Source organism: Mesonia hippocampi (assembly GCF_014197445.1).
In the GTDB taxonomy this organism is placed as follows: Bacteria; Bacteroidota; Bacteroidia; order Flavobacteriales; family Flavobacteriaceae; genus Mesonia; species Mesonia hippocampi.
The window spans coordinates 79,112-101,365 of sequence record NZ_JACIFO010000006.1 but is presented as its reverse complement, the minus strand read 5'-3'; the positions used below and the strand labels follow the sequence as shown (position 1 = coordinate 101,365).

The following is a 22,254-nucleotide window of genomic DNA, read 5'->3' as shown; positions in this document are numbered from 1 at the left end:
ATGAAAATTACTTATAGCATATACCTATTTATCATGCTGCTAATAGCAGGATGCAACTCTTCTGAACAAAAAACGCAAACAACAACCCCTAACAATACAGAAGAAGACGAACTTATAAAAGTTACTAAAACTCAGTTTGAACATGCAAAGCTGAAACTCGGAAAAGCAGATAGTACTAATTTTTCAGAAAAATTAACCGCTCATGGAACCATCGATGTTCCGCCTAAAAACAAAGCATCGGTATCTACCTTTTTTGAAGGCTATGTTTCTAACACTAGCTTACTAATTGGTGATAAGGTAAAAAAAGGAGATGTTTTGATAGAACTTTCTAACCCAGAATATTTAAGCATCCAACAGGATTATGCAGAAAATAATGCGCAACTCAAATACCTAGCATCCGAATACCAACGTAAAAAAAACCTTCTAGCAGACAAGGTTATCTCGCAAAAGGTTTTTGAGGAAACACGTAGCTTATACAAAGCGGCACAAGCAAAAGATAACGCCTTACAAAAGAAAATAACCTTAATGAGGTTAAGCCATAAACAAGTATTAAACGGAAATTTTTCAGAAAGCATAAAAATCTATGCCCCTATTTCTGGTAGCATCTCTAAAATGTTTGTTTCACAAGGATCTTTTGTAGCAAAATCGGCTCCAATTATGGAAATCATCAATACAGAACACGTGCATCTAGAACTAAAAGTATTTGAAAAAGACATTAAATACCTAAGCGAAGGGCAAACCATCGAATTTCAAATACCCGAAGTTTCCGATAGTATCCATAAAGCATATATCAGGTTAATAGGTGCAGAAATAGAATCCGATAGAAGCATTAAAGTACATGCTCATCCAGAAAATGAGGCCAATTATTTTAAAGTTGGAATGTTTGTAAAAGCCATGTTTAGCGTTAACACCCAAAAAATGCTTAGCCTACCAGAAGCTGCTTTTACAGATTTAGAAGGAAAAACCTATGTATTAAGATTGAAGGAAACCCAACAAGACGCCTATTATTTTGAAAAAGTAACTGTAGAAAACAGTTTACAACACAATGGCATAAAACCTTTTATTCCTATAGACAAAACAAGTCCTGAAGACGTGTTTTTAGTTAAAGGTACTTTTGATTTGCTTTCGGAGAGTTCAGGAGGACATTCTCATTAAATAAAACCTTTATTAATAACAAAAAACCTCAGCCTAAAACGGCTGAGGTTTTTTGCTATATACTCGAAAAAAATTTAATCTCTACTAATTTCCAAAATCTCGAAGGTCATTACACCCCTTGGAACTTGAATCTCGGCTACTTCGCCAACTTTTTTCCCCAACAGGCCTTTACCAATAGGAGAATCGACTGATATTTTACCCGATTTTAAATCGGCCTCACTCTGGGCTACCAGTTTATAGGTTACTTCTGCCCCATTTGTTGTGTTTTTAATTTTTACCGTACTATGCACCAATACTTTTGAGGTGTCTAATTGAGATTCATCTATAATGCGTGCATTGGCTACAACTTCCTCTAGCTTAGCTATCTTTAATTCTAATAATCCTTGTGCTTCTTTGGCAGCATCATATTCTGCATTCTCACTCAAATCACCCTTATCTCTGGCTTCTGCAATTGCTTGCGAAGCTTTGGGTCTTTCTACATCTCTAAGCTGATCAAGCTCATCTCTCAACTTTTTTAATCCTTCTGGGGTGTAATAAGATACTTTACTCATAACTTTTTCGTTTATATATACAAAAAAGAATCTCCCAACTAAAGGAGATTCGCTTCTAACAAAGATAATAAATTATTTTATGCTTAGCAATATTTCTTACCTTGCAAAAAAATTTTAAAGATGAGATACCTTTTATTTTTCAGCATTTTATGGCTAAGTATAACCGCTTGTAGCAGTGATGATGATCGCAGAAGAAACCCCAATTTACTGGATGTAAATATAGACTTACGTATAGACACCAGTTTGCCTCAATATGTTAACCTACGCAGCGTAATGAATCCTATTTATATTCCAGAATATGGTAACGGAGGTATTTTTGTAATGAAAATAGGCGAAAATGCTTATGTAGCTTGGGATGCTGCCGACCCTAACCACCCTAGAAACAACCAATGTATTGGGATGTACCTGGAAGGCTTAAATGTTATTTGTGCATGCGAACAAAACACATATGACTTACTAACTGGCAGTTTTACTAATAATAGCCCAAACAAAGACAACTTAAAATATACCTTAGAGCAATATTTAACACAAGTAAACGGCAGGTTTATCTATATTAGTAATTAAAATAATTGCTTAGAGGAGATAGGAATAAAACTAATATCAATAAATTATTCACAACGAGGATTTACTAGTTTTTATAAAATAACAATTCTCACTTACTCCGATAAAGCTACATACAGACTAATCTCACAGCTAATTACTCACCTAATAATTAGCGGAATACTTATTTAAAACACTATCTTAATTCAATATTTTTTTAAATTTATTTTTAAAAATAGTTTCATTTACTACATTTGCATTATACATCTTGAATAATACAAATGAAACAACAATGAAAAATGAAAAAAAATTAAATGAATTACTACTCTCTTGGGAAAACACTTACAAGAAAGGGCAATTAACGCTTTGGATATTTATGGCGCTCCAAGAAGGCGAAAAGTATGTTGATGAAATTAAAGATTTTATCACAAAAAAATCAAAGGGTACAATTAACTGTGAAGAGCAAAGCTTATATCGAGCGTTAAGAAAATACGAACACATAAATGTGCTTACTCACGTATTAAAAGAAGGCAATAAAGGCCCTAACAGAAAATATTATTATTTAACAAATCTTGGTCAGGAGCTCTTTAATGAATTTGTTGATAGAAATATTAAACTATTCTTCTCAACTGAAATCAAAAATATTTTAAAATTAAAAGAACAATGAAAACAATCACTCCCTATTTATTAAGATTCGCTGTTACTATAACAGTATTAACTATAATATTTAGATACTTTCTAAGCTATGGTATTGAAAATCAACTAAAAACAATAATCGTCGCCTGCTCAATAACTTATGGTCTACTTATGTTTATATCAGGGTTCTATTTTGGTCGAAAAGACGGAGAATATTTACCAATATATGATGTTGGGTTTAGGTTTCATTTAACAACTTATTTAATTCATAATGGAATATCCCTCTTGTGGATTGGGCTTGGGTTTGGTGCTATACATGAAAATATAGATACATCCATCATGATTGCGCTTTATTGGGGATTCTTTCTTCTTATACATTTTATTTTCTTCCTTTGGGCAAAGAAAAACTCCATTAACAATCTCGACAAAGAAGATCTTTTCGAATAAGCAGTTGCAAGTATATACAGGTTATTAATTTTATAAAAAATGCGGTTTTTTTATTCAAAAAACCGCATTTTACTTTTGTATTTAAACGCTTAGTCTTTTATAAAGCGTATTACTTTTTTATTCATATTCTCCATATATAGTTCTATAAAATAAATACCTTTTTGGAGGTTATAAACATCTATCGATTGTTCGGTGGTTAAAGAAAATTCTTTTGAAGCTACTCTTTGCCCTAATGTATTATAAATAATATACTTATTAAAAGGCATATTTTCTCCTAATACGTTTAAGCTTCCTTTTGTTGGGTTAGGGTAAATGCTTAAAGCCTCTGTCATCTTATTATCAGTTACAGATAGGCTTCCTGTTTTAAAAGTTACGCTATTGGCATAGGCGCCTGAGAAGCTTCCTTGCATTAAAATAGCTCCCCCAGCGGTAGAAAACTCCATGTCGCCATTAAATCCATCGCCATAAGAATCGTAAACTGTAAATGTATAACAGCTATTTGGCGCTAACGTAAATGTTTCAGTATAGGTTTGAAACTGGGTTAAATTATCGCCGCTTTCTATTACTTCTCCGTTAGCATCCCTAAGATCCCAACTTGTTTCGTAAGCATATTGATCTGTTGTTAGGCTTAAATTAAACACGGTTTCGTCATAGCTTAAAATACTAGCAGGGTCTGTAAATGAATGTGATAATTCTCCAGAAACGGTATTGTTAAGTTGCTCGTTATCGGTTTGATTATTTACGGTAATAATTTCTACATCAATCGTATTGATACCGTCTTGTAAAGTCCCTGTATTTATCACAACGTTTTCTGAAGAGAATTGTGATAAATTACCAGTCCAAGTAGTTGTATCTGCTGTACCATTATTTAATTGATAGCTAATAACAGCACTTGTAATATTATTTTCGCCTAAGTTTATTATCTCTGTGTTGATTACTCCGCTATTACTACATGTTAGTGTTTTAGCGTTACAAAAATCTACTACCAAACGTGCTTCCAAAGGCATAGCTACAGGAGTTAAGGCATCGGAGGTTGCTAATTCTATCCTACGAGGAGAGTTTTGCAGCACAGTTAACATTCTATCTTTTTGTCCTTGTGTAAATGTATTTTGGCAAAGCTCTGCAGAATAGTCCATATAGTTTTCTATCATATCATCTGTTTGGCAAGTAAAGGAAATGGTACAATTATTATCTGCCTGTGATGAACTATCCTCTTGATCTGGGGTATCTGCCACATAATCGTCGTAACTACAATCACCATCTCCCCAAATATGGCGTAAACCAAGGTAATGTCCTACTTCGTGTGTTGTGGTTCTTCCCATTTCTGTAAGGTAATACAATGAGAATGATCCGTCATCTTGTGTTATATCACCAAAATTCTGGTACCCAACCACTACTCCGTCGGTAAGCTCTGGGTTTGCCCCTGTTTCTGCAGGAATACCCGACAATGTTGATGCTTCGGGAAACTGTGCATATCCAAAAAGTCCGTTATGAAATGATCCTCCAAACTTAATTACCCAAATATTTAAATATTTAGTAGGGTCCCAAATTGTTTGTTCTTTAATATTGCTATCTATATAAGGAATTACACTATTTAGTGTTTGGTATTTCCCCCACGACTCTTCGCACATATTAATTCTGTTTACACCATTGGTTGGCAAACCATTAGGATCTCTTTTTGCCAAAGCAAACTCTATTTGTGTATCTACTCCTAATTGGTAATTAGAAACCTCTGCACCAGGAGTTCCTGCTATGCGTCTAAAATCTTGATTAAGCACATTGATTTGCGAAAGCACCTGATTGTAAGAGATATTTTCGTTATCTGCATCTCCATTTGTATTAATTGGGTCGCCATTATGAATAACATGCACTACAACAGGAATAGTATGTAAAACCCCAGTTTGTTGTACTTTCCCTAAAAGTCTCATTTTTTTTAATTGAGTAACTTTGGGAGAAAGCCAATTCTCAAAACGATTTGTTTGTGCTTGATACTCGTTACTAATATGTGTTGCGCATGGCTCTATGACCTTCGAATCTTGTGCTATTAAAGCATAAGATGATAGTAAAAGCGTAAAAAAAGTAGTTGTGATAAATTTCATCTGTTTATAATTATGACGGCAAATGTACGGCTTTAAGCTTATTTAAACTAATTTTAAATAAGAGTTGTTCTACAAATAAAAAGCCCAGAAAAAATATTCTTCTGGGCTAAATATAAGTATTTTACAACAAACTTTTTAAAAGGCTAGTGTAACTCCTATTAAAAAATTTCTTGTGGCTTGTGGGTAATAGCCTGCTCCATCTCTTGTAATCACCTTATTTGGGTCTGTCCAAGTATCATCAAACGAATAAAAATAACCGTTAGAAATATATTTTTCGTCAAAAATATTATTTACCAATGCCGAAATTGTAATGGCATTAAATACTTTTTCTGGTTTTATGGTATATGAAGCATTTAAATCGTTAATAAAATAACTTTTTAGTTTAGAGTCTTTCAAATCTAAATTACTCATGTATTGCTCGCCTACATATTTTGATAGTAATGAAATTTGTGCATTCTCTATAGGAATAAATGTAAGTGCGTTAGAGAAAACAACTTCTGGCGAATAAGCAATTTTGGTGTCGCCTAAGTCTTTTAACTCTCCATCTCTTTGAGCATAAAAATCTACATTTCTATTTCTACTTACCGAAACACTTGGGCGTATAATTAGGTTATCTAAAGCAATGATGGTTGCATCGGCCTCTATTCCTAATCGGTATGAATCTCCCGAGTTTTCTCGTATAGGCGACCCAACATCGTTTAAAGCTCCTGTTAACACTAATTGATTTTTATAACGCATATAATAGGCGTTAAGGTTTAGCTTTAATTTATCTTTTGATAAACGCCACCCTAACTCAAAATCGTTTAAGGCCTCTGGTTCTGGGTTACCGTTTTCATAATCGTTTCTGTTTGGTTCTCGGTTTGCACGCGCATAAGAAAGGTATAAACTATTGTCTGCGTTCACGTTATAGGTAACACCTAATTTCGGATTAAAGAAATCGAAAGCATCATCTACCAATCCTGTATCATTTCCGTTGGCTTCGTAAGTAACTCTTCGGTATTGGAGGTCTCCAAAAAAGTTCCATGCACTTCCTAATTGATAGTTCACCTTTCCATATACATTTGCATCGGTTTTTGTAGATGAATCAAAATAGTAAGGGTGCGGAAAATCTGCTACTGGAACATCGCTTGCGTGGGTGATATACCCAAAGTGGTCGCCTTCATATTTGTTTAAACCTCCTCCTACAACTACATTTAAACCTTTGCGTTTATAGTTGGCAGAAAAAACCAATCCGTAAAAATCGTTATCTAACCATTTCTGACGAACAACATTTGAGGTTTCTCGTAACTCACCGTTTACCTCGGCAGCTGGAATTCCATATTCCGATAAGTCTTCATCGTTTTTATAATTTTCATAGAAACCTTTTCCTATGGTGTAATGAAAAGCAAGGTTGGTTGTCCAGAACGGAGAGATTTTCTCATTCCAATGCAATTGGTAATGGTCTTGCTTGTAATTATCAGTTTCATTTTTATAAAAACCTACAAAGTTTCCTGCCTTATCATACATTTCTCCCGCAGTATTGTACGTCCTGTCGTTTTTCAGCTTTTCTTTATCCTCTAAACCATTCCAAGCTTGGTAAGTTTGCTGGTCTCCGCCAAATACTACTGCTTTAATTAAGCGGTTATCATCCTGATATGCTCCTTGCAGAAAATAAGATTTCATATCTACCCAGCTTCTATCTATATATCCATCGGATTTTATTTTAGACAATCGCCCAGAAAACTCAAAATGATCGGAAATTTTACCTGTAGAAAATTTAACATTATGGCGCCAAGTATTGTAACTTCCGTAAGAATTGGCAATCTCTGCACTTGCCTTTTCTTTTGCCCCATCGGTTAATAAATTAATGCTTGCCCCAAAGGCTCCTGCTCCGTTGGTAGAAGTTCCTACACCTCTTTGTACTTGAATATTCTCTACAGAAGAGACTAAATCTGGCATATTTACCCAGAACGTTCCGTGGCTTTCGGCATCGTTATAAGGGATTCCGTTAATGGTTACATTAATCCTGGTAGCATCAGAGCCACGAACCCTGATTCCAGAATAACCAATTCCGTTTCCTGCATCGGAGGTCATCACCACCGAAGGTAAAAAGTTTAACAGCGTAGGAATATCCTGCCCTAAGTTACGAGATTTAAGCTCCTCGCTCTCTACATTGGTAAATGCAACAGGGGTTTGTTTGGTAGCGCGCACTCCTGTTAATAAAACCTCTTCGAGAACTTCGGGTTTGCTAATGGTGTCATTTTTCTGCTGTGCGAAAAGTGCAGCAGGGAATAAGCAGGCAGAAAACAATAAAGGTTTAGCATTGTTTAACTGCATTTTTTGGAATAAACGTTTCATCCGTAAGAAAATTTCACGAATAAAAGGGGCGATTATTCTTTAGTTATACAAAAATTAAAATAAAAAATCCCGAATAAGCCTAGGGCTAATTCAGGAGTACATACATCCAGAAAGTTTGCAAACAACTTTCTGAGAATCCCTTGGCAGCATTACCTGCCCAGGTTCATTGGGTATGATCTCAGCTATTTAGTTTTCACTAAAAAGCACCCCTTTGAGATTGGCTGCAAACATATAGGTTATTTTTTAATTTACCATAATTTTATACCCTATTAAACTTACTTATATTATTTTTACCTATAATGGTACAAAACACAAAACGATCTATAGAGTTTAAAGCATTAGCAGGTTTCTTACTTCTTACCGCTTTTGCTATTATTACAATTTGGTTTGTTTACAGCAAATTTGCTTCGCTTACACAGGCAAACCAAGAAGGTGCTATAAATAATAAACGCTTAATGCTAATTAGCCAAACGGTAGCTAATATGTATACCGTAGAGGGAATTAGTAGGGATATTATACAAAAACAGGACACAAAAAGATTACCCGAATTTAAAACTCATCTCGACTCAACAGAACTTTTACTAGAGCAATTAAAGCAAACCTATGCTGTAAACAATAAAACCACCACCGAGCTAGATAGTATAAAAAGTCTTCTGCTTGTAAAAGAACAAAACTTGGTAGAACTCCTCGAGCTTAGAAAAAAGAACCTTAGTAATAATTATTATGATAGGGTATTAAATAGGCTAGAGCAACTTAACTCTATTTTTGAAGATGATAACTATGAGCAACGCTTAAGAAAACTACCTCCACATATAAAAAAGGTAATGATCAAGTACTTAGAGTATGCCAAAGAAGATAATGCGCAAAGGCTTACTCAGCAATCGGCAGATTCGCTTATCAATGCGATGAAAAAAGTACTTATAGATTTAGAATCTGAAGAAAAACACTACCAAAATACGGTTTATAAAAAAGAGCTGACGCTATTAGAGAACGACCGCATTGTATCGCATCAATTACGAAAATTACATGCCGAGATAGAACACGAAGAAGTCCAAAAATCTGTAGCACAAGTAGCAAAATCACAAGAGTTGCTCAAAAACACGTTTTATATTATTATTTCCTTAGGCGTAGTTTCGTTTCTTACCATTATTTTGTTTGTCTACCTTATTATAAAAGATACCAACAGGAGTCAACGCTACCGCATACAGGTTGAAAAAGCCAAAAACTATGCAGAATTCTTACTAAAGCGCAGAGAACAGTTTATGGCAATGGTTACTCACGACCTTAGGTCGCCGCTAAACACGGTGCTGGGGTATGCCGATTTATTAAACAACTCAGAATTAACCCAACAACAAACCCACTACCTTAATAAACTACAAAAAGCTTCCGCTTATATCTTGAGGTTAGTGAATGATTTGCTTGACCTGTCTAAATTAGAAGCTGGAAAATTAATTATTGAAGAATTACCTTTTGCACCAAAAACCTTGATAGAAGATTGTATTATTAATGCGATCCCTTCAAATAACCCTAAAAAGTTAAAAATAAATACGCATATAGACGCCCAATTAGAAAACCCTTTACTTAGCGACCCCTTTAGGATTAAACAAATACTTACCAACTTGATTGGGAATGCCTATAAATTTACGCAACAAGGAAGCATTACTATTACCGCAAACTTAGATACCTTTTCCTTAAACAGCAACTGGCTTGTTGTTGAAATAGCCGATACAGGTATTGGTATTAATGCAGCAGAAAAAGAACAAATTTTCAAAGAGTTTTCTCAGCTACAGAAACAATATGAAGGTTCTGGCTTAGGGCTTACCATCACAAAAAAACTAGTTAACCTGCTAGGTGGTAAAATCGAGGTAGAATCTACCCCAGAAAAAGGTAGTGTTTTTAGTGTTCGTATCCCAGTGTCTCATACTAAACACCTCCCCATTACACCAAACAACAAGCAAATTACCATTACAGGGAACAAAAACTATCATATTTTCTTAATTGATGATGACCCTACCCAACTAAACCTTACTAAAACCATTATTGAACAAGCTGGATTTACTTGCACAACAAGCAAAGCTCCTGAAGAAGCACTAAAACAAATTAACCAGCACGAGTACCATTTAATTATTACCGATATACAAATGCCTGGGCTAAATGGTTTTGAATTGATTAGAGAAATAAAACTTCAAAAAAGCCTTAAAGAAATCCCTATTATCGCCATTTCTGGACGTACCGAAGTAGACGATAAAATATATACCGATTATGGATTTACTGCAAAACTAGATAAACCCTTCCAGAAAAGCGACCTATTGGAAACCATAGCAGTAACTTTAAATTTAACTTACAACATCACCAACAAAGATGTGCTGAAACACAAAAATAAAGAAACCCTTTACGACCTAACTCAACTACACATTTTTACAGATAACGACGAGGAATCTTTAGCTTTATTACTAAACACTTTTGTTGACAACACCAAAATAAACATATCAATTCTCGAAAAAAGCATTACCAAAAAAGATTTTAATACCATTGCTTTTACTGCACATAAAATATTACCTATGCTAAAGCAGATAAAAGCATCCTCTGCCATAGAGCTCATCAATACACTTGAGCGACAAAAAGAACTAAACCTTAGCGAAAATAAAATTATAGCAACAACCCAAAAGGCCATAAAAGAACTGAAAAAACTTTTACAAAGCTTAGAGGAAAGAACCTGATTTAAAATTTTTATTTGCTCCTTAAAAACTATTCGCTATATTTAAAATCTTATTTTTCAACCTGATGAAACAAGAATAAATATGATTCATAAAAAACATTTTATTGCTTATTTTTTTATAGGGATATTATGTTTTGTGGTATCATCATCGTCATTACACTCTTTTTTTCATCAAGATAAGGGATTTCATATAGAAAAAGAATCCGATACCTTTTCCATAAAATCTGTTTCAGCTACACATACAGATTGTACAATATGTAGCTTTAACCTTCATGCTTTTTCTATTAACCCTACAATTTATTATCAGCCTCCTGTTTTGGAGATTTATACAAATATTACACCTGTAACTCCTAATAGATTTTTGGATAATAATAGGACTTACTTTAGCCTTCGGGCCCCTCCATTTTCTCTACAAAAATATGTTTCTAAAACCTGTTAAGCATTAACAGTAAAATCTATTTTACATCATTCTTTTTATAACCTAAAAAGAAATTATCATCTTTTAAACAAGTGAGAAAATGATACACACAACTAATTTAACGTTTCAATACGATAAAGCGGGAGAAATTTTTAATTTTCCCGATATGCATATTAACAACAATGAATCGGTAATTATTCTAGGTGAATCTGGTATAGGAAAAACTACTTTATTGCAAATTTTAGCTCTTTTATTAACTCCTAAAAAAGGAAGTATTATTATTGATGATATCGAGCTTCTTTCGTTTTCAGAAAAACAAAAAGATAAGTACAGAAAAGATAACATTGGTATTGTTTTCCAGAAGCCATTATTCTTCAAATCTTTAACCTTATTAGAAAATATTCAAGCAAAGCTTTTATTCTCTAAAACACCTTACAATGCATTGGAGATAGATAAAATATTAACCGATTTAAATATTCTTCCATACAAACATAAAAAAGTTACAGCGCTTAGTGAGGGCCAGAAACAACGTGCCGGAATCGCTTTGGCTATCATAAACAAGCCTTCTATTATCCTTGCCGATGAGCCAACATCTAACCTTGATGATGTAAATGCTAAGCGTGTTATTTCTTTATTAAAAGGAGCTGCGGCTATCAATAATTCTCACCTTATTTTAGTTACGCATGATAAACGTATTATTCCTGAATTTGAAAATATTGTTGCCTTATGAATTTATTTAAAATAAGCTATAAAAACATTATTACCAAGCCTTTAAATGCTATTTTGAGTATATTATTATTAGCATTTAGTGTTGTTATCATCTCATTATCTTTTAAATTTCAGAAGCAAGTAACCAATAAGATTGCAAAAAACACCGCAGGAATCGATATGGTTATTGGGGCAAAAGGAAGCCCTTTACAACTTATCTTATCCTCTGTTTTACATATAGATAACCCTACAGGAAATATAAATTTTGATGAAGCTAAAAAGATTACAAAAAACCCTTTAATTAAAAATGCCATTCCTATTTCTTATGGTGATAATTATAAAGGATATCGAATAATAGGAACAACTCCTGCTTATAAAACCTTATATGGAGGTGAATTGTTAGAAGGAAAAAGCGCCATCAAGCCTCTCGAAGTAGTAATTGGTGCCACTGTAGCCAAAAAAAGCAATCTAAAAATTGGAGATAGTTTTGTAAGCTCTCATGGCCTGATAGAAGAAGGTAACCATCACCATGACCATCATCATCTTACTGTAGTTGGTATTTACAAAACATCTCATTCTGTTTTAGACAACCTTATTGTTACTCCGTTAGAAACCGTTTGGGATATGCATCATCACCATGACCACGCCTCTAAAAATAAAGAAATCACCTCGGTTTTAGTACAATTTAAAAGTCCAATGGGTTTTGTTAGAATTCCACGAAGCATAAACGAAAAGTCTTCTATGCAAGCCGCCTTAACAAAGTTTGAACTAGATAAACTATATAATTATACAGGAATTGGAGTAAAAATAATTCAGATAATGGCTATTGTTATTTTAATTATCTCTGTTTTTAGCATCTACATAAGCTTATACAAAATTGTAAAAGATAGAAGTTATGAACTCGCGTTAATGAGGGTTTATGGAGCCAACCAACTACAGCTCATATTGTTAGTTTTCTACGAAGGTTTAATAATTAGTATTTCCGGGTACATTCTAGGACTAATTTTAAGCTTTGCAGGGGGCACATACCTTTACAACTATATAGGTAGAGAATACAACTATACCATTCAACAAGCTTTTATTACAGACATTGATATCTATCTGTTTTTCTCTGTCTTATTACTATTATCTGTAATAACTTTATTTAATTTAAAGTCAATTATATCTATAAACATTCCAAAAATATTATCTTATGAAAAGTAATCTCCTCCTCTTTTTTATCAGCCTAAGTTTTTCCTTCACCTCCTATACCCAAGTAAAAAAAGTAAATTGGACAGATATGGCTGATGTAAAGTTTGAAAGAACATACCTTGAAGATTATGCCGATTACTTTTTAATTCCCGAATTTGGAGAAACAATAAAAAGTATAGAAGGAGAACAACTAGAAATAAAAGGTTATGTTTTAGACCTTGTTGAAGGCGGAACAACCTTTCTCCTTTCTCAACACCCTATGGCAACTTGTTTTTTCTGCGGGATGGCAGGCCCAGAAACCATTATTGAGCTTCAGTTTGAAACCAAACAAACATTAAAAACAGATCAAATAATTACCGTTCAAGGCGTATTAGCTCTCAATAAAAGTGATATTAACCATTGCAATTACATCTTAACAGATGTTGTGATTATAAAATAAATTAAAACAAATGAAAAAATATTTTCTTTATAGTATTTTATTAATTATTACAGGCTGCCAAACTTCTTCTCGTTATATAGATACAAATATTGAAACTAACGAAAACTTCCCCTTACAGGATTTTTTTAAAGATAACAGCATAATAGATGTAACCGATTTTGATACTAAAGGCAACGTAAAACAGATTATACAATATAAAGCAACCGCAACACCCGTTACAGATTCTGCCAAATTAAATAAAGATTTTGAAGTTTTTTTCGACAAAAAGCAACGCTTTATAAAAAGAAACATTTACCATACAGGCTCTTATTTTTTTCATGGTAAAGTAAAAACAGAGCAAACTGTAAGTTACTCCGCCAATAAGAAAAAATTTATAGAAAAAGACTTTTCCAAAGACTCTTCAGAAGTAATTCTATTAAACGTGTATAACAAAAAAGGCAAACTTATTAAAACACAAAACCAACAAAGTTCTAGAAGCTACTTATATGATACGAAAGGAAGATTACTACAAGAAGAAATAAACAGCATTAACCTTAAAAACCCAATAACATACAAATATCACTTTATAAACCCACTACATAAAACAAAGGAAAGAGTATTAACCAACAACCTTATAAATACCCCTCAAATAGAGCATTTTTATTATAGGGAAGATGGAACTTTATATAAAAGAATTATTGCCACCTCTCAAATTGATAGCACATTAAATATTTACAATAAAAAAAGAAGTTTAGAACATTTTTATAAAAATACAAGAGGAAAACCTTACCGAGAATCTATCTATACCTATAATGATGATAATTTACTGATAAAAGAGGAAACCTACAGGCGAGGCAAAAAAATAATGACCACAATATGCAACTATGATTCTAATAAAAACCCAATAAAAATAACATCCTACAGCCCTCAAAATAAAATCGAGTTAGAAACCTCTTACAGCTATAAGTACGATGAGTATAACAATTGGACAACTCAAAAAATGGAAAGAAAGTCTGGAGAAAAAACACTACTTAACACTATTGTAAAAAGAAAAATTCACTACTGGAAGTAAAAATATTTACAATTCTATCTCGTACTGTTTCAGCTTATTGTACAAGGTTTTCCTGTCTATGTTTAACAGCCTGGCAGCTTTGCTTTTGTTTCCTCCTGTTTCTTTTAAAGCATTAATTATCATTTCTTCTTCGTTTTTGTTTTTAAACAAAGAGTAATCTTTTTCATCTTTATCAGAATTATAGGAAAGCATATTTTCTGGAAAAACCTCGGGTAAAATCAAGGTCTCTGTAGTTAGCAATACAGCACGTTTAATCGCATTTTGCATTTCTCTCAAATTACCAGGCCATTGGTATTGCGTGAGCAAAGTAATCGTATCATCAGAAAAACCAACTACCTCCTTTTCTAATTCTCTATTTGCCTTGGCTAAGAAAAAATTAGCAAAAAGCATAATATCTTCATTTCGTTCTTTTAAAGAAGGTACTTGGATAGAAAATTCGTTTAACCTGTGGTATAAATCTTCACGAAAAGTACCTGCTTCTACGGCTTCTTTTAAGTTCTCGTTAGTCGCAGTAATTATTCTAATATTTACCGCTACCTCTTTATTACTTCCTACAGGTTTTATTTTTCGTTCTTGCAATGCTCGTAAGAGTTGCACTTGCAGTTCGTAACTTAAATTGCCTATTTCGTCTAAAAATAAAGTCCCGTTATTTGCGGCTTCAAAATGCCCTATTTTATCGTTTACTGCACCTGTAAAAGAGCCTTTTACATGTCCAAAAAACTCGCTTGAGGCAATTTCTTTAGGAATTGCGCCGCAATCTACCGCTATAAAAGCTTCTTTACTTCGTTTACTCTGATTGTGTATGTTTTTTGCTACATATTCTTTTCCTGTTCCGCTTTCTCCTATAATTAAAACCGACATGCTTGTAGGTCCTACAAGCTGAATATAATTATTAAGTTTTTTTGAAGCATCACTTACTCCTTTTACATATTTAGCTTCGGTTAACGGCTTTGAGCTTGTCTTGCTTTTAGCAGGTTTTGCCATCGCTTTAGGAGTTGTTTTTATAGCCAATGCCTTTTCTACGCTTGCTAATAGTTGCTCTGGTTGTACGGGTTTCGAGATATAATCTACCGCTCCTTCCTTCATCGCATTTACGGCCATGTTTACCTCTGCATAGCCCGTCATTAAAATTACTTTAGTTTCTGGGTAATTCTCGGTTACTTCATTAAGAATAAAATTGCCGTCCTTTTCAGGAAGGCGAACGTCGGTCAAAATAATTTGATACGTATTGGATTTTATTTTTCGTAAAGCTTCTTCTCCCGAATAAGCTACTGTTACTTCATGCTTTTTTTTTCTTAAAAAAGTTTCTAGCATTTGGCAAAAAGCCACATCATCTTCTACTATTAAAATTTTACCCATTATTTATATCATAAAAAGGATTATACACAAAACTAATAATAAGCTTCCGAATATAAAATATACTCACAAAAAAAGAGACCTAAAAACATTAGGTCTCTAAAAAGGAGTTAACTGTAAATTAAACTTGGTTATAACTTTTGTTGATGGCTAGTTTCTAATAAATATTTAATATCAAGTCTCCTCTTTTTAAAGGCTTACGCCAAAAATCTAAATCTTAGTTATAAAAACTAAAGAACCCTCATATATGGTTATAGAAATTATTAGACCAGAATGGTTTAAAAAACCAACTTGCTAATAATTAGTTAATTATATAAATGCAGGATTGATATTTTTTTGTAGACGCAGGTATAAGATTCTACAAAAGTGTAGAATTTTTACCCATTTTTTTAAAATAAGCGAGAGTTTTTACGACTTGCTTTTTTCTCTGCATGACGTTTTTTTTGCTCCAGTCTTTTAAGTTTTACAGCTTTAGGTAGTTTTGTTTTTTTTCTTCTTTTTACTTTCTTTAAGGCTTCTTCCAAAACTGTTACAAATTCTTGGTTAACAAGCATTTTATTTGCATGTTGACTTCTAGTAGCGCTAGATGATAATTGCAACACTCCTTCTTTATTAATTCTAGTTTTAAGTTTAGTTTGCAGACGCTCCTTTTGTTCATCGTTAAAAACCGCTGAATCGTGTACTTTCCACTGTAAAATAACTTTTGTGCTTGTTTTATTGGCATGCTGCCCTCCTGGACCTCCGCTAAGTACCGCCTTGTAAGTTACTTCTTTAAATAGCTTTTCAGTGTTCATTTTAGTGTTTTAAGTTCTTCTCTATAGCATTTATGGCAATTTGCAAACGCTCTTCCGCGGTTCCTTTTAACAACACATAAGGTAAGTTATTTTCTTCCAAAGCTTGTTTAAACAGGTTAAACATTTCCTCTCGCTGGTGTGGTTTGTCTCGTAAATCATCAGCTTCCCAAGGCACATCGATATAAGTTAAAAAGTATAGCGCATACGAAGCCTTTAAGGCTGCGTTTTTTAACGTTTCTCCTTTATAATTTTCATAATAGACTTTCCCATAATAGTAGGTTTGAAGCATATTAGTATCACAAAACAAAAGCTTATTGGCTTTTTCTGCCATTGTGTTTTCTAATTCCATTTGCCCTTTAGCAATAGGAATTAAGTCTGTTTCTTCGCATATTATACCTACATCATCATACTTTTTTTGCAGGTATTCTCTAGCAAATTCTGGCACCCAGCTTGTATTATAATGTGCTGCTAGTTGTTTTGCTATACTGGTTTTCCCTGTAGATTCTGGACCAAAAAACACAATCCGATGGCAGCTTGTATGCGTTTGTTTAAGGCTTTCTTTCATGCTAAATAAAGGTTATGATACTATTTTTTGAGGGTAGATGAGCTAGACTAATTTTAGAAAATGTGTTTTTAAAAACTTCGTTACACATCAGATTTTGGTAAGGTATAAACACATGTGAAGTCCTCAAATTCTAGAAACTTCACATCACAATAGACAACCTCTCCTTGATAGGTTGTACACACGGTGGTTTCTAAAGCAGAAAAATTAAAATCGCTAACATCTATATGTTGTAAAAACGATAATCCCGGAATGTTTAATAGCTTATAAATACTTTCTTTAGCTCCCCAAACAATGGTTAATTTTCGTATTCGCGCCTCATCATTAGCTAAGGTTTGGTACTCTTGGACAGGAGTAAATTTATGGGCTATTTTTAAAATTTTATCGCGTTGTTTTTCTATATCTATCCCCACAGGTTTATCACTTATAATGATTCCTGTAAAATTAAACGAATGGGTTATAGAAATACATTTACCATCTTTTAAATGTGGTTTTCCTAATTCATCATAATACAAATCAAAATCGGTATAACCTGCCACGGCCAATAAATGCCGAATACTCATAAAACCTCGTTTATGAATTTCAGATTTCATTCCATTTAAACGTGCTTTACAATGCGGTGTAAGTGCAATCCCATCTGCTAACCAATCAAAAGACTCCTCAAGTTTCCAAATATATACCTTTGTAGTTGCATCAACTGTTATTGTTTTGTAAAGTGCCATTAGAATTGATAGTTATTGCGTACTTTTGCACAAATTAAGTTATTTTTCAACAAATATACGCATATGAATACGAAAACAGTACCATATACGCCTTACAAAGTTAAAGACCTTTCTTTAGCAGAATGGGGAAGAAAAGAGATAGCCTTAGCCGAAGCTGAAATGCCAGGTTTAATGGCTTTACGTAAAGAATATAAAGAGGAGCAACCTTTAAAAGGAGCCCGTATTGCTGGTTGTTTACACATGACGGTACAAACAGCCGTTCTTATAGAAACCCTTGTTGCCCTTGGAGCTGAGGTTACATGGAGTTCTTGTAATATTTTCTCTACCCAAGATCACGCTGCCGCAGCTATTGCAGCTGCAGGAATTCCTGTTTATGCATGGAAAGGCATGAACGAAGAAGAATTTGATTGGTGCATAGAACAAACCTTATTTTTTGGAGAAGATCGCCAACCCCTAAATATGATTTTAGATGATGGAGGCGACCTCACCAATATGGTTTTAGATAATTACCCAGAGCTCGCAAAAGGAGTAAAAGGACTATCGGAAGAAACCACTACTGGAGTTCACCGCTTATACGAGCGTATGAAAAACGGAACCCTACCAATGCCTGCTATAAATGTAAACGATTCGGTAACAAAATCTAAATTTGATAACAAATACGGTTGCCGAGAAAGCGCCGTAGATGCTATACGCCGTGCTACCGATATTATGCTTGCAGGGAAACGCGTAGTAGTTTGCGGATACGGAGATGTTGGTAAAGGAACAGCGCAATCGTTTAGAGGAACAGGAGCCATTGTAACCGTTACAGAAATAGACCCTATTTGTGCATTACAAGCTGCCATGGATGGCTTTGAGGTTAAACGCCTAGAAACCATAGTAGGAAATGCAGACATTGTAATAACAACCACTGGAAACAAAGATATTGTTAGAGGCGAGCATTTTGAAGCCATGAAAGACAAAACCATTGTATGTAACATTGGGCATTTTGACAACGAAATAGATGTAGCTTGGCTAAATCAAAATCATGGAGACAGCAAAATAGAAATCAAACCACAAGTAGATAAATATACCATAAACGAAAAAGACATTATCTTACTTGCCGAAGGGCGTTTAGTAAACTTAGGCTGTGCAACTGGTCACCCAAGTTTTGTAATGAGTAACTCGTTTACAAACCAAACCCTAGCTCAAATAGAATTATGGAACTCTAGCGATAAATATAAAAATGAAGTTTATATGCTTCCTAAACATTTAGACGAAAAAGTAGCAGAGTTACATTTAGCTAAAATCGGAGTTGAGCTTACGAAACTTTCTAAAGATCAAGCAGACTATATTGGTGTAGAAGTAGAAGGACCTTTTAAACCAGAATATTACCGCTACTAACAAGATAACACCACCCAAAACCAAGCCTTTTGCTCCTTATTGCAAAAGGCTTTTTTAATTCTTACCCCTTTATATATCAGCAGTTTGAAAGATTGTTAATAACCTCTTGAAAATCTTTTTATTTTTTTATAAATCAAAAGAAATCTTCGCTTAACTTAGTTGTCCCGAATCTCAGGAAAAGAAAAAAATTCAGTTTCCTGATTTCAAATTCTTTATAAAAAAACAGTCATTAATAACCTAAAAAACCGAGAGCAGCTATGGGCATTTTTGATAAAAGAATAAATTATAAACCATTCGAATATCCCGATGTTTTACAATTTACAGAAGCAATAAATAAATCGTTTTGGGTACATAGTGAAGTAGACTTTACTGCAGATACTCAAGATTTTCATTCGCACCTTAATCAAGCAGAAAGAACAGCTATTAAAAACAGCTTACTAGCCATTGCTCAGATAGAAGTTGCCGTTAAAACCTTCTGGGGGAACATCTATCTACACTTCCCTAAACCAGAATTTAATGGACTAGGGAGTACTTTTGCCGAATGCGAATTCAGGCATTCAGAAGCTTACTCACGCCTTTTAGAAGTTTTAGGCTATAATGACGAGTTTAAAAACCTACTTCAGGTTCCCATTATTAAAGAACGTGTAGAATATTTATCTAACGCTTTAGAAAACGCAAACTCTGACGACCGCAAAAAATATGTTGTCTCGCTTATCATGTTCTCTATTCTTATAGAAAACGTATCGCTTTTTAGTCAGTTTGCCATTATTCTATCCTTTACTCGCTTTAAAGGACTTATGAAAAACGTAAGCAATATTATTGCCTGGACCTCTATCGATGAACAAATCCATGCCAATGCCGGAATTTACCTAGTTAACAAAATAAAAGAAGAATACCCTGAATTTTTCGACCAAGAAACCCTAAATCACATCCAAGAAACTGTAAAACACTCACTAGAAGTTGAAGCTAGAATTCTAGATTGGATTTTTGAAACAGGAGAACTCGAAAATATAAAGAAAAAAGACCTTTTAAACTTTATGAAGTTTAGAATAGACGACAGCATGGATAAAATAGGCATGGATAAAATTTACAACGTTACTGCCGAAGAATATGCGCCACTCCGATGGTTTGAAGAAGAAGTATTTGCAAATAGCCTAGACGACTTCTTTGCTAAAAGACCTGTAGACTATACTAAACACGATAAAAGTATTACCGAAAACGACCTTTTCTAACAACCAATAAAAGAAAAACTTTACCATGTTTTTAAACGAACTTCCACTTACTAATGAAAACGATTCACTAAGAGAAAAACTCTGGTGGAAAAATGACGAGAGTGAACAAATCCTTAACCGTGGCTACCTTTTAAAAGGAGAAACCGTAGAAGGAGCTATAGACCGTATTACTACTGCAGCCGCTAAAAGACTATACAAACCAGAACTTAAAGAATCTTTCCAAGAAATGATTGAACGCGGCTGGATGAGTTTAAGTTCTCCTATTTGGGCTAACATGGGAACAGAAAGAGGTTTACCAATTTCTTGTTTCAATGTACATATTCCAGACAATATAGAAGGCATTACCCATAAATTAGGAGAGGTAATTATGCAAACCAAAATAGGCGGAGGAACCTCTGGATACTTTGGAGAGCTAAGAGCACGTGGAAGTGCCGTAACCGATAACGGGAAAAGTAGTGGAGCGGTAAGCTTTATGAAACTTTTTGATACCGCCATGGATACCATATCTCAAGGAGGCGTGCGCCGAGGTGCTTTTGCAACTTACCTAGATATAGACCATCCTGATATCGAAGAATTCCTTAAAATAAAAAACATAGGTAACCCTATACAAAATTTATTCTTTGGCGTTTGTGTGCCAGATTACTGGATGCAAGAAATGATAGATGGCGATACCGACAAACGTAAAATATGGGCTAAAGTTCTTGAAAGCAGACAACAAAAAGGTTTACCTTACATTTTCTTCTCTGACAATGTAAACAGAAACAAACCTCAAGTGTATAAAGATCTTGGCATGCAAATTAACGCCAGCAACTTATGCTCTGAAATCATGCTTCCTTCCTCTGAGGAAGAGTCTTTTATTTGCTGTTTATCTTCTATGAACCTAGAATTATATGATGAATGGAAAGACACAGAAGCGGTAAAACTCGCTATCTTCTTCCTTGATGCAGTTTTAGAAGAATTTATACAAAAAACAGAAGGAAACTACTATCTAGCTTCGGCAAATCGTTTTGCAAAACGTCACCGCGCATTAGGATTAGGCGTATTAGGATGGCACTCTTTCTTACAGAAAAACAACATCCCGTTTGAAAGTATGGAAGCGAAAATGAAAACTACCGAAATTTTCAAACACATCAGAAATAAATCAGACAAAGCAACCGAAGAGCTTGCTCGAATTTACGGAGAACCTGAAGTACTTAAAGGCTATGGAAGAAGAAACACCACCACTTTAGCAATTGCCCCAACCACTTCATCTTCAGCTATTTTAGGACAAACATCTCCTGGAATAGAACCTTTTAGCAGCAATTATTACAAAGCAGGTTTATCTAAAGGAAACTTTATTAGAAAAAACAAGTACCTAAAGCAATTGCTTATTGAAAAAGGTATTGATAATGAAGATACTTGGAGAAACATAATGCTAGATAACGGGAGTGTGCAAAAGCTTGAAGAGTTAAGCGAACATGAAAAAGCGGTGTTTAAAACTTTTAAAGAAATAAGCCAGCTAGAAATAATCCAACAAGCTTCTATCAGGCAAAAACACATAGACCAATCACAGAGTTTAAATATCAATATACCTTCGTCTCTTCCTATAAAAGAAGTGAACAGGTTAATTATAGAAGCTTGGAAACTTGGTGTAAAAACACTGTATTACCAACGCAGCCAAAGTGTTTCTAAAGAAATGGTTACCAATTTGGTAAATTGCAGCAGTTGCGAATCTTAAAAAATTAAAGAGCGGTTTATAAACCGCTCTTTTTATTTATATAAAACTTTAAAACAAGATTATTTCTAATCCACTATCTCTTTTTCTGCTTACTTAATAAATACCAAAAACACAAAAGCCTTACATTTCTGTAAGGCTTTTGCACTTATTAACCAACTAAAACTTAAATTTATGAAAAAAAATACTTTTCAAAAATCACA

At 33.9% G+C, this 22,254-nt stretch carries 20 protein-coding genes; 13 read left to right on the top strand and 7 right to left on the bottom strand.

Features of this window, described 5'->3' with window-relative positions; all coding sequences use genetic code 11:
* Window positions 1–1,155: an efflux RND transporter periplasmic adaptor subunit gene (locus GGR32_RS08235; protein ID WP_183477725.1), complete on the top strand. Its 1,155-nt coding sequence runs from the start codon at window positions 1–3 to the stop codon at window positions 1,153–1,155.
* A 74-nt stretch (window positions 1,156–1,229) separates the two neighbouring features.
* Here GGR32_RS08235 and greA read toward each other — a convergent pair whose 3' ends face one another.
* Window positions 1,230–1,706 carry a transcription elongation factor GreA gene (greA, locus tag GGR32_RS08230; protein ID WP_183477724.1) on the bottom strand — a complete coding sequence of 159 codons (477 nt, stop codon included), beginning with the start codon at window positions 1,704–1,706 and terminating at the stop codon, window positions 1,230–1,232.
* Between the two features lie 120 nt (window positions 1,707–1,826).
* On the opposite strand from greA, the gene GGR32_RS08225 reads away from it, so the two are divergent.
* The 3 genes from GGR32_RS08225 to GGR32_RS08215 all read left to right on the top strand — a co-directional run bounded on the left by GGR32_RS08225 (window position 1,827) and on the right by GGR32_RS08215 (window position 3,329).
* Complete coding sequence (locus GGR32_RS08225; RefSeq protein ID WP_183477723.1) at window positions 1,827–2,270, top strand: hypothetical protein; 444 nt, start codon at window positions 1,827–1,829, stop codon at window positions 2,268–2,270.
* Between the two features lie 268 nt (window positions 2,271–2,538).
* Window positions 2,539–2,913 (top strand): PadR family transcriptional regulator, encoded by a 375-nt coding sequence (locus GGR32_RS08220; RefSeq protein ID WP_183477722.1) that lies wholly within the window; start codon window positions 2,539–2,541, stop codon window positions 2,911–2,913.
* Window positions 2,910–3,329: a hypothetical protein gene (locus GGR32_RS08215; RefSeq protein ID WP_183477721.1), complete on the top strand. Its 420-nt coding sequence runs from the start codon at window positions 2,910–2,912 to the stop codon at window positions 3,327–3,329. Before GGR32_RS08220 ends, GGR32_RS08215 begins: the two co-directional genes overlap by 4 nt.
* 89 nt (window positions 3,330–3,418) lie before the next feature.
* Here the strand turns inward: GGR32_RS08215 and GGR32_RS08210 are convergent, their stop codons facing one another.
* Both GGR32_RS08210 and GGR32_RS08205 read right to left on the bottom strand, forming a co-directional pair.
* Window positions 3,419–5,428, bottom strand: coding sequence for a M43 family zinc metalloprotease (locus tag GGR32_RS08210; protein ID WP_183477720.1), 2,010 nt, complete (start codon window positions 5,426–5,428; stop codon window positions 3,419–3,421).
* A gap of 135 nt (window positions 5,429–5,563) precedes the next feature.
* Window positions 5,564–7,765, bottom strand: coding sequence for a TonB-dependent receptor (locus GGR32_RS08205; protein WP_183477719.1), 2,202 nt, complete (start codon window positions 7,763–7,765; stop codon window positions 5,564–5,566).
* Between the two features lie 299 nt (window positions 7,766–8,064).
* Here GGR32_RS08205 and GGR32_RS08200 point away from each other — a divergent pair, with 299 nt between their 5' ends.
* The 6 genes from GGR32_RS08200 (at window position 8,065) to GGR32_RS08180 (ending at window position 14,291) form a co-directional block, all read left to right on the top strand.
* Window positions 8,065–10,485 carry a hybrid sensor histidine kinase/response regulator gene (locus GGR32_RS08200; protein WP_183477718.1) on the top strand — a complete coding sequence of 807 codons (2,421 nt, stop codon included), beginning with the start codon at window positions 8,065–8,067 and terminating at the stop codon, window positions 10,483–10,485.
* Window positions 10,486–10,566: 81 nt separating this feature from the next.
* Window positions 10,567–10,923 carry a hypothetical protein gene (locus GGR32_RS11975; protein WP_221403710.1) on the top strand — a complete coding sequence of 119 codons (357 nt, stop codon included), beginning with the start codon at window positions 10,567–10,569 and terminating at the stop codon, window positions 10,921–10,923.
* Between the two features lie 79 nt (window positions 10,924–11,002).
* A complete protein-coding gene (locus GGR32_RS08195) occupies window positions 11,003–11,632 on the top strand; it encodes an ABC transporter ATP-binding protein (RefSeq protein WP_183477717.1) in 630 nt (209 codons plus the stop codon).
* Window positions 11,629–12,813 carry an ABC transporter permease gene (locus GGR32_RS08190; protein WP_183477716.1) on the top strand — a complete coding sequence of 395 codons (1,185 nt, stop codon included), beginning with the start codon at window positions 11,629–11,631 and terminating at the stop codon, window positions 12,811–12,813. The genes GGR32_RS08195 and GGR32_RS08190 overlap by 4 nt, the downstream gene beginning before the upstream one ends.
* Window positions 12,803–13,240, top strand: coding sequence for a hypothetical protein (locus GGR32_RS08185; RefSeq protein WP_221403709.1), 438 nt, complete (start codon window positions 12,803–12,805; stop codon window positions 13,238–13,240). The genes GGR32_RS08190 and GGR32_RS08185 overlap by 11 nt, the downstream gene beginning before the upstream one ends.
* Before the next feature lie 10 nt (window positions 13,241–13,250).
* Complete coding sequence (locus GGR32_RS08180; protein ID WP_183477715.1) at window positions 13,251–14,291, top strand: hypothetical protein; 1,041 nt, start codon at window positions 13,251–13,253, stop codon at window positions 14,289–14,291.
* Between the two features lie 6 nt (window positions 14,292–14,297).
* Here GGR32_RS08180 and GGR32_RS08175 read toward each other — a convergent pair whose 3' ends face one another.
* The 4 genes from GGR32_RS08175 to GGR32_RS08160 form a co-directional block, all read right to left on the bottom strand.
* Window positions 14,298–15,650: a sigma-54-dependent transcriptional regulator gene (locus tag GGR32_RS08175; RefSeq protein ID WP_183477714.1), complete on the bottom strand. Its 1,353-nt coding sequence runs from the start codon at window positions 15,648–15,650 to the stop codon at window positions 14,298–14,300.
* A 386-nt stretch (window positions 15,651–16,036) separates the two neighbouring features.
* Window positions 16,037–16,441: an alternative ribosome rescue aminoacyl-tRNA hydrolase ArfB gene (gene arfB / locus GGR32_RS08170; protein ID WP_183477713.1), complete on the bottom strand. Its 405-nt coding sequence runs from the start codon at window positions 16,439–16,441 to the stop codon at window positions 16,037–16,039.
* A gap of 1 nt (window position 16,442) precedes the next feature.
* Complete coding sequence (locus GGR32_RS08165; RefSeq protein WP_183477712.1) at window positions 16,443–17,006, bottom strand: AAA family ATPase; 564 nt, start codon at window positions 17,004–17,006, stop codon at window positions 16,443–16,445.
* Window positions 17,007–17,086: 80 nt separating this feature from the next.
* On the bottom strand, window positions 17,087–17,725 hold the full coding sequence (locus GGR32_RS08160; RefSeq protein ID WP_183477711.1) for a 4'-phosphopantetheinyl transferase family protein: 639 nt from the start codon (window positions 17,723–17,725) through the stop codon (window positions 17,087–17,089).
* Window positions 17,726–17,788: 63 nt separating this feature from the next.
* Here GGR32_RS08160 and ahcY point away from each other — a divergent pair, with 63 nt between their 5' ends.
* The 3 genes from ahcY (at window position 17,789) to GGR32_RS08145 (ending at window position 22,054) form a co-directional block, all read left to right on the top strand.
* Entirely contained in the window at window positions 17,789–19,105 is a 1,317-nt protein-coding gene (ahcY, locus tag GGR32_RS08155) for an adenosylhomocysteinase (protein WP_183477710.1), read from the top strand.
* 257 nt (window positions 19,106–19,362) lie between these two features.
* The gene (locus GGR32_RS08150) at window positions 19,363–20,337 is read left to right on the top strand and encodes a ribonucleotide-diphosphate reductase subunit beta (RefSeq protein WP_183477709.1); all 975 of its coding nucleotides are present in this window, start codon (window positions 19,363–19,365) and stop codon (window positions 20,335–20,337) included.
* 25 nt (window positions 20,338–20,362) lie between these two features.
* Window positions 20,363–22,054 (top strand): ribonucleoside-diphosphate reductase subunit alpha, encoded by a 1,692-nt coding sequence (locus GGR32_RS08145; protein ID WP_183477708.1) that lies wholly within the window; start codon window positions 20,363–20,365, stop codon window positions 22,052–22,054.
* The last annotated feature ends 200 nt before the right edge of the window (window positions 22,055–22,254 follow it).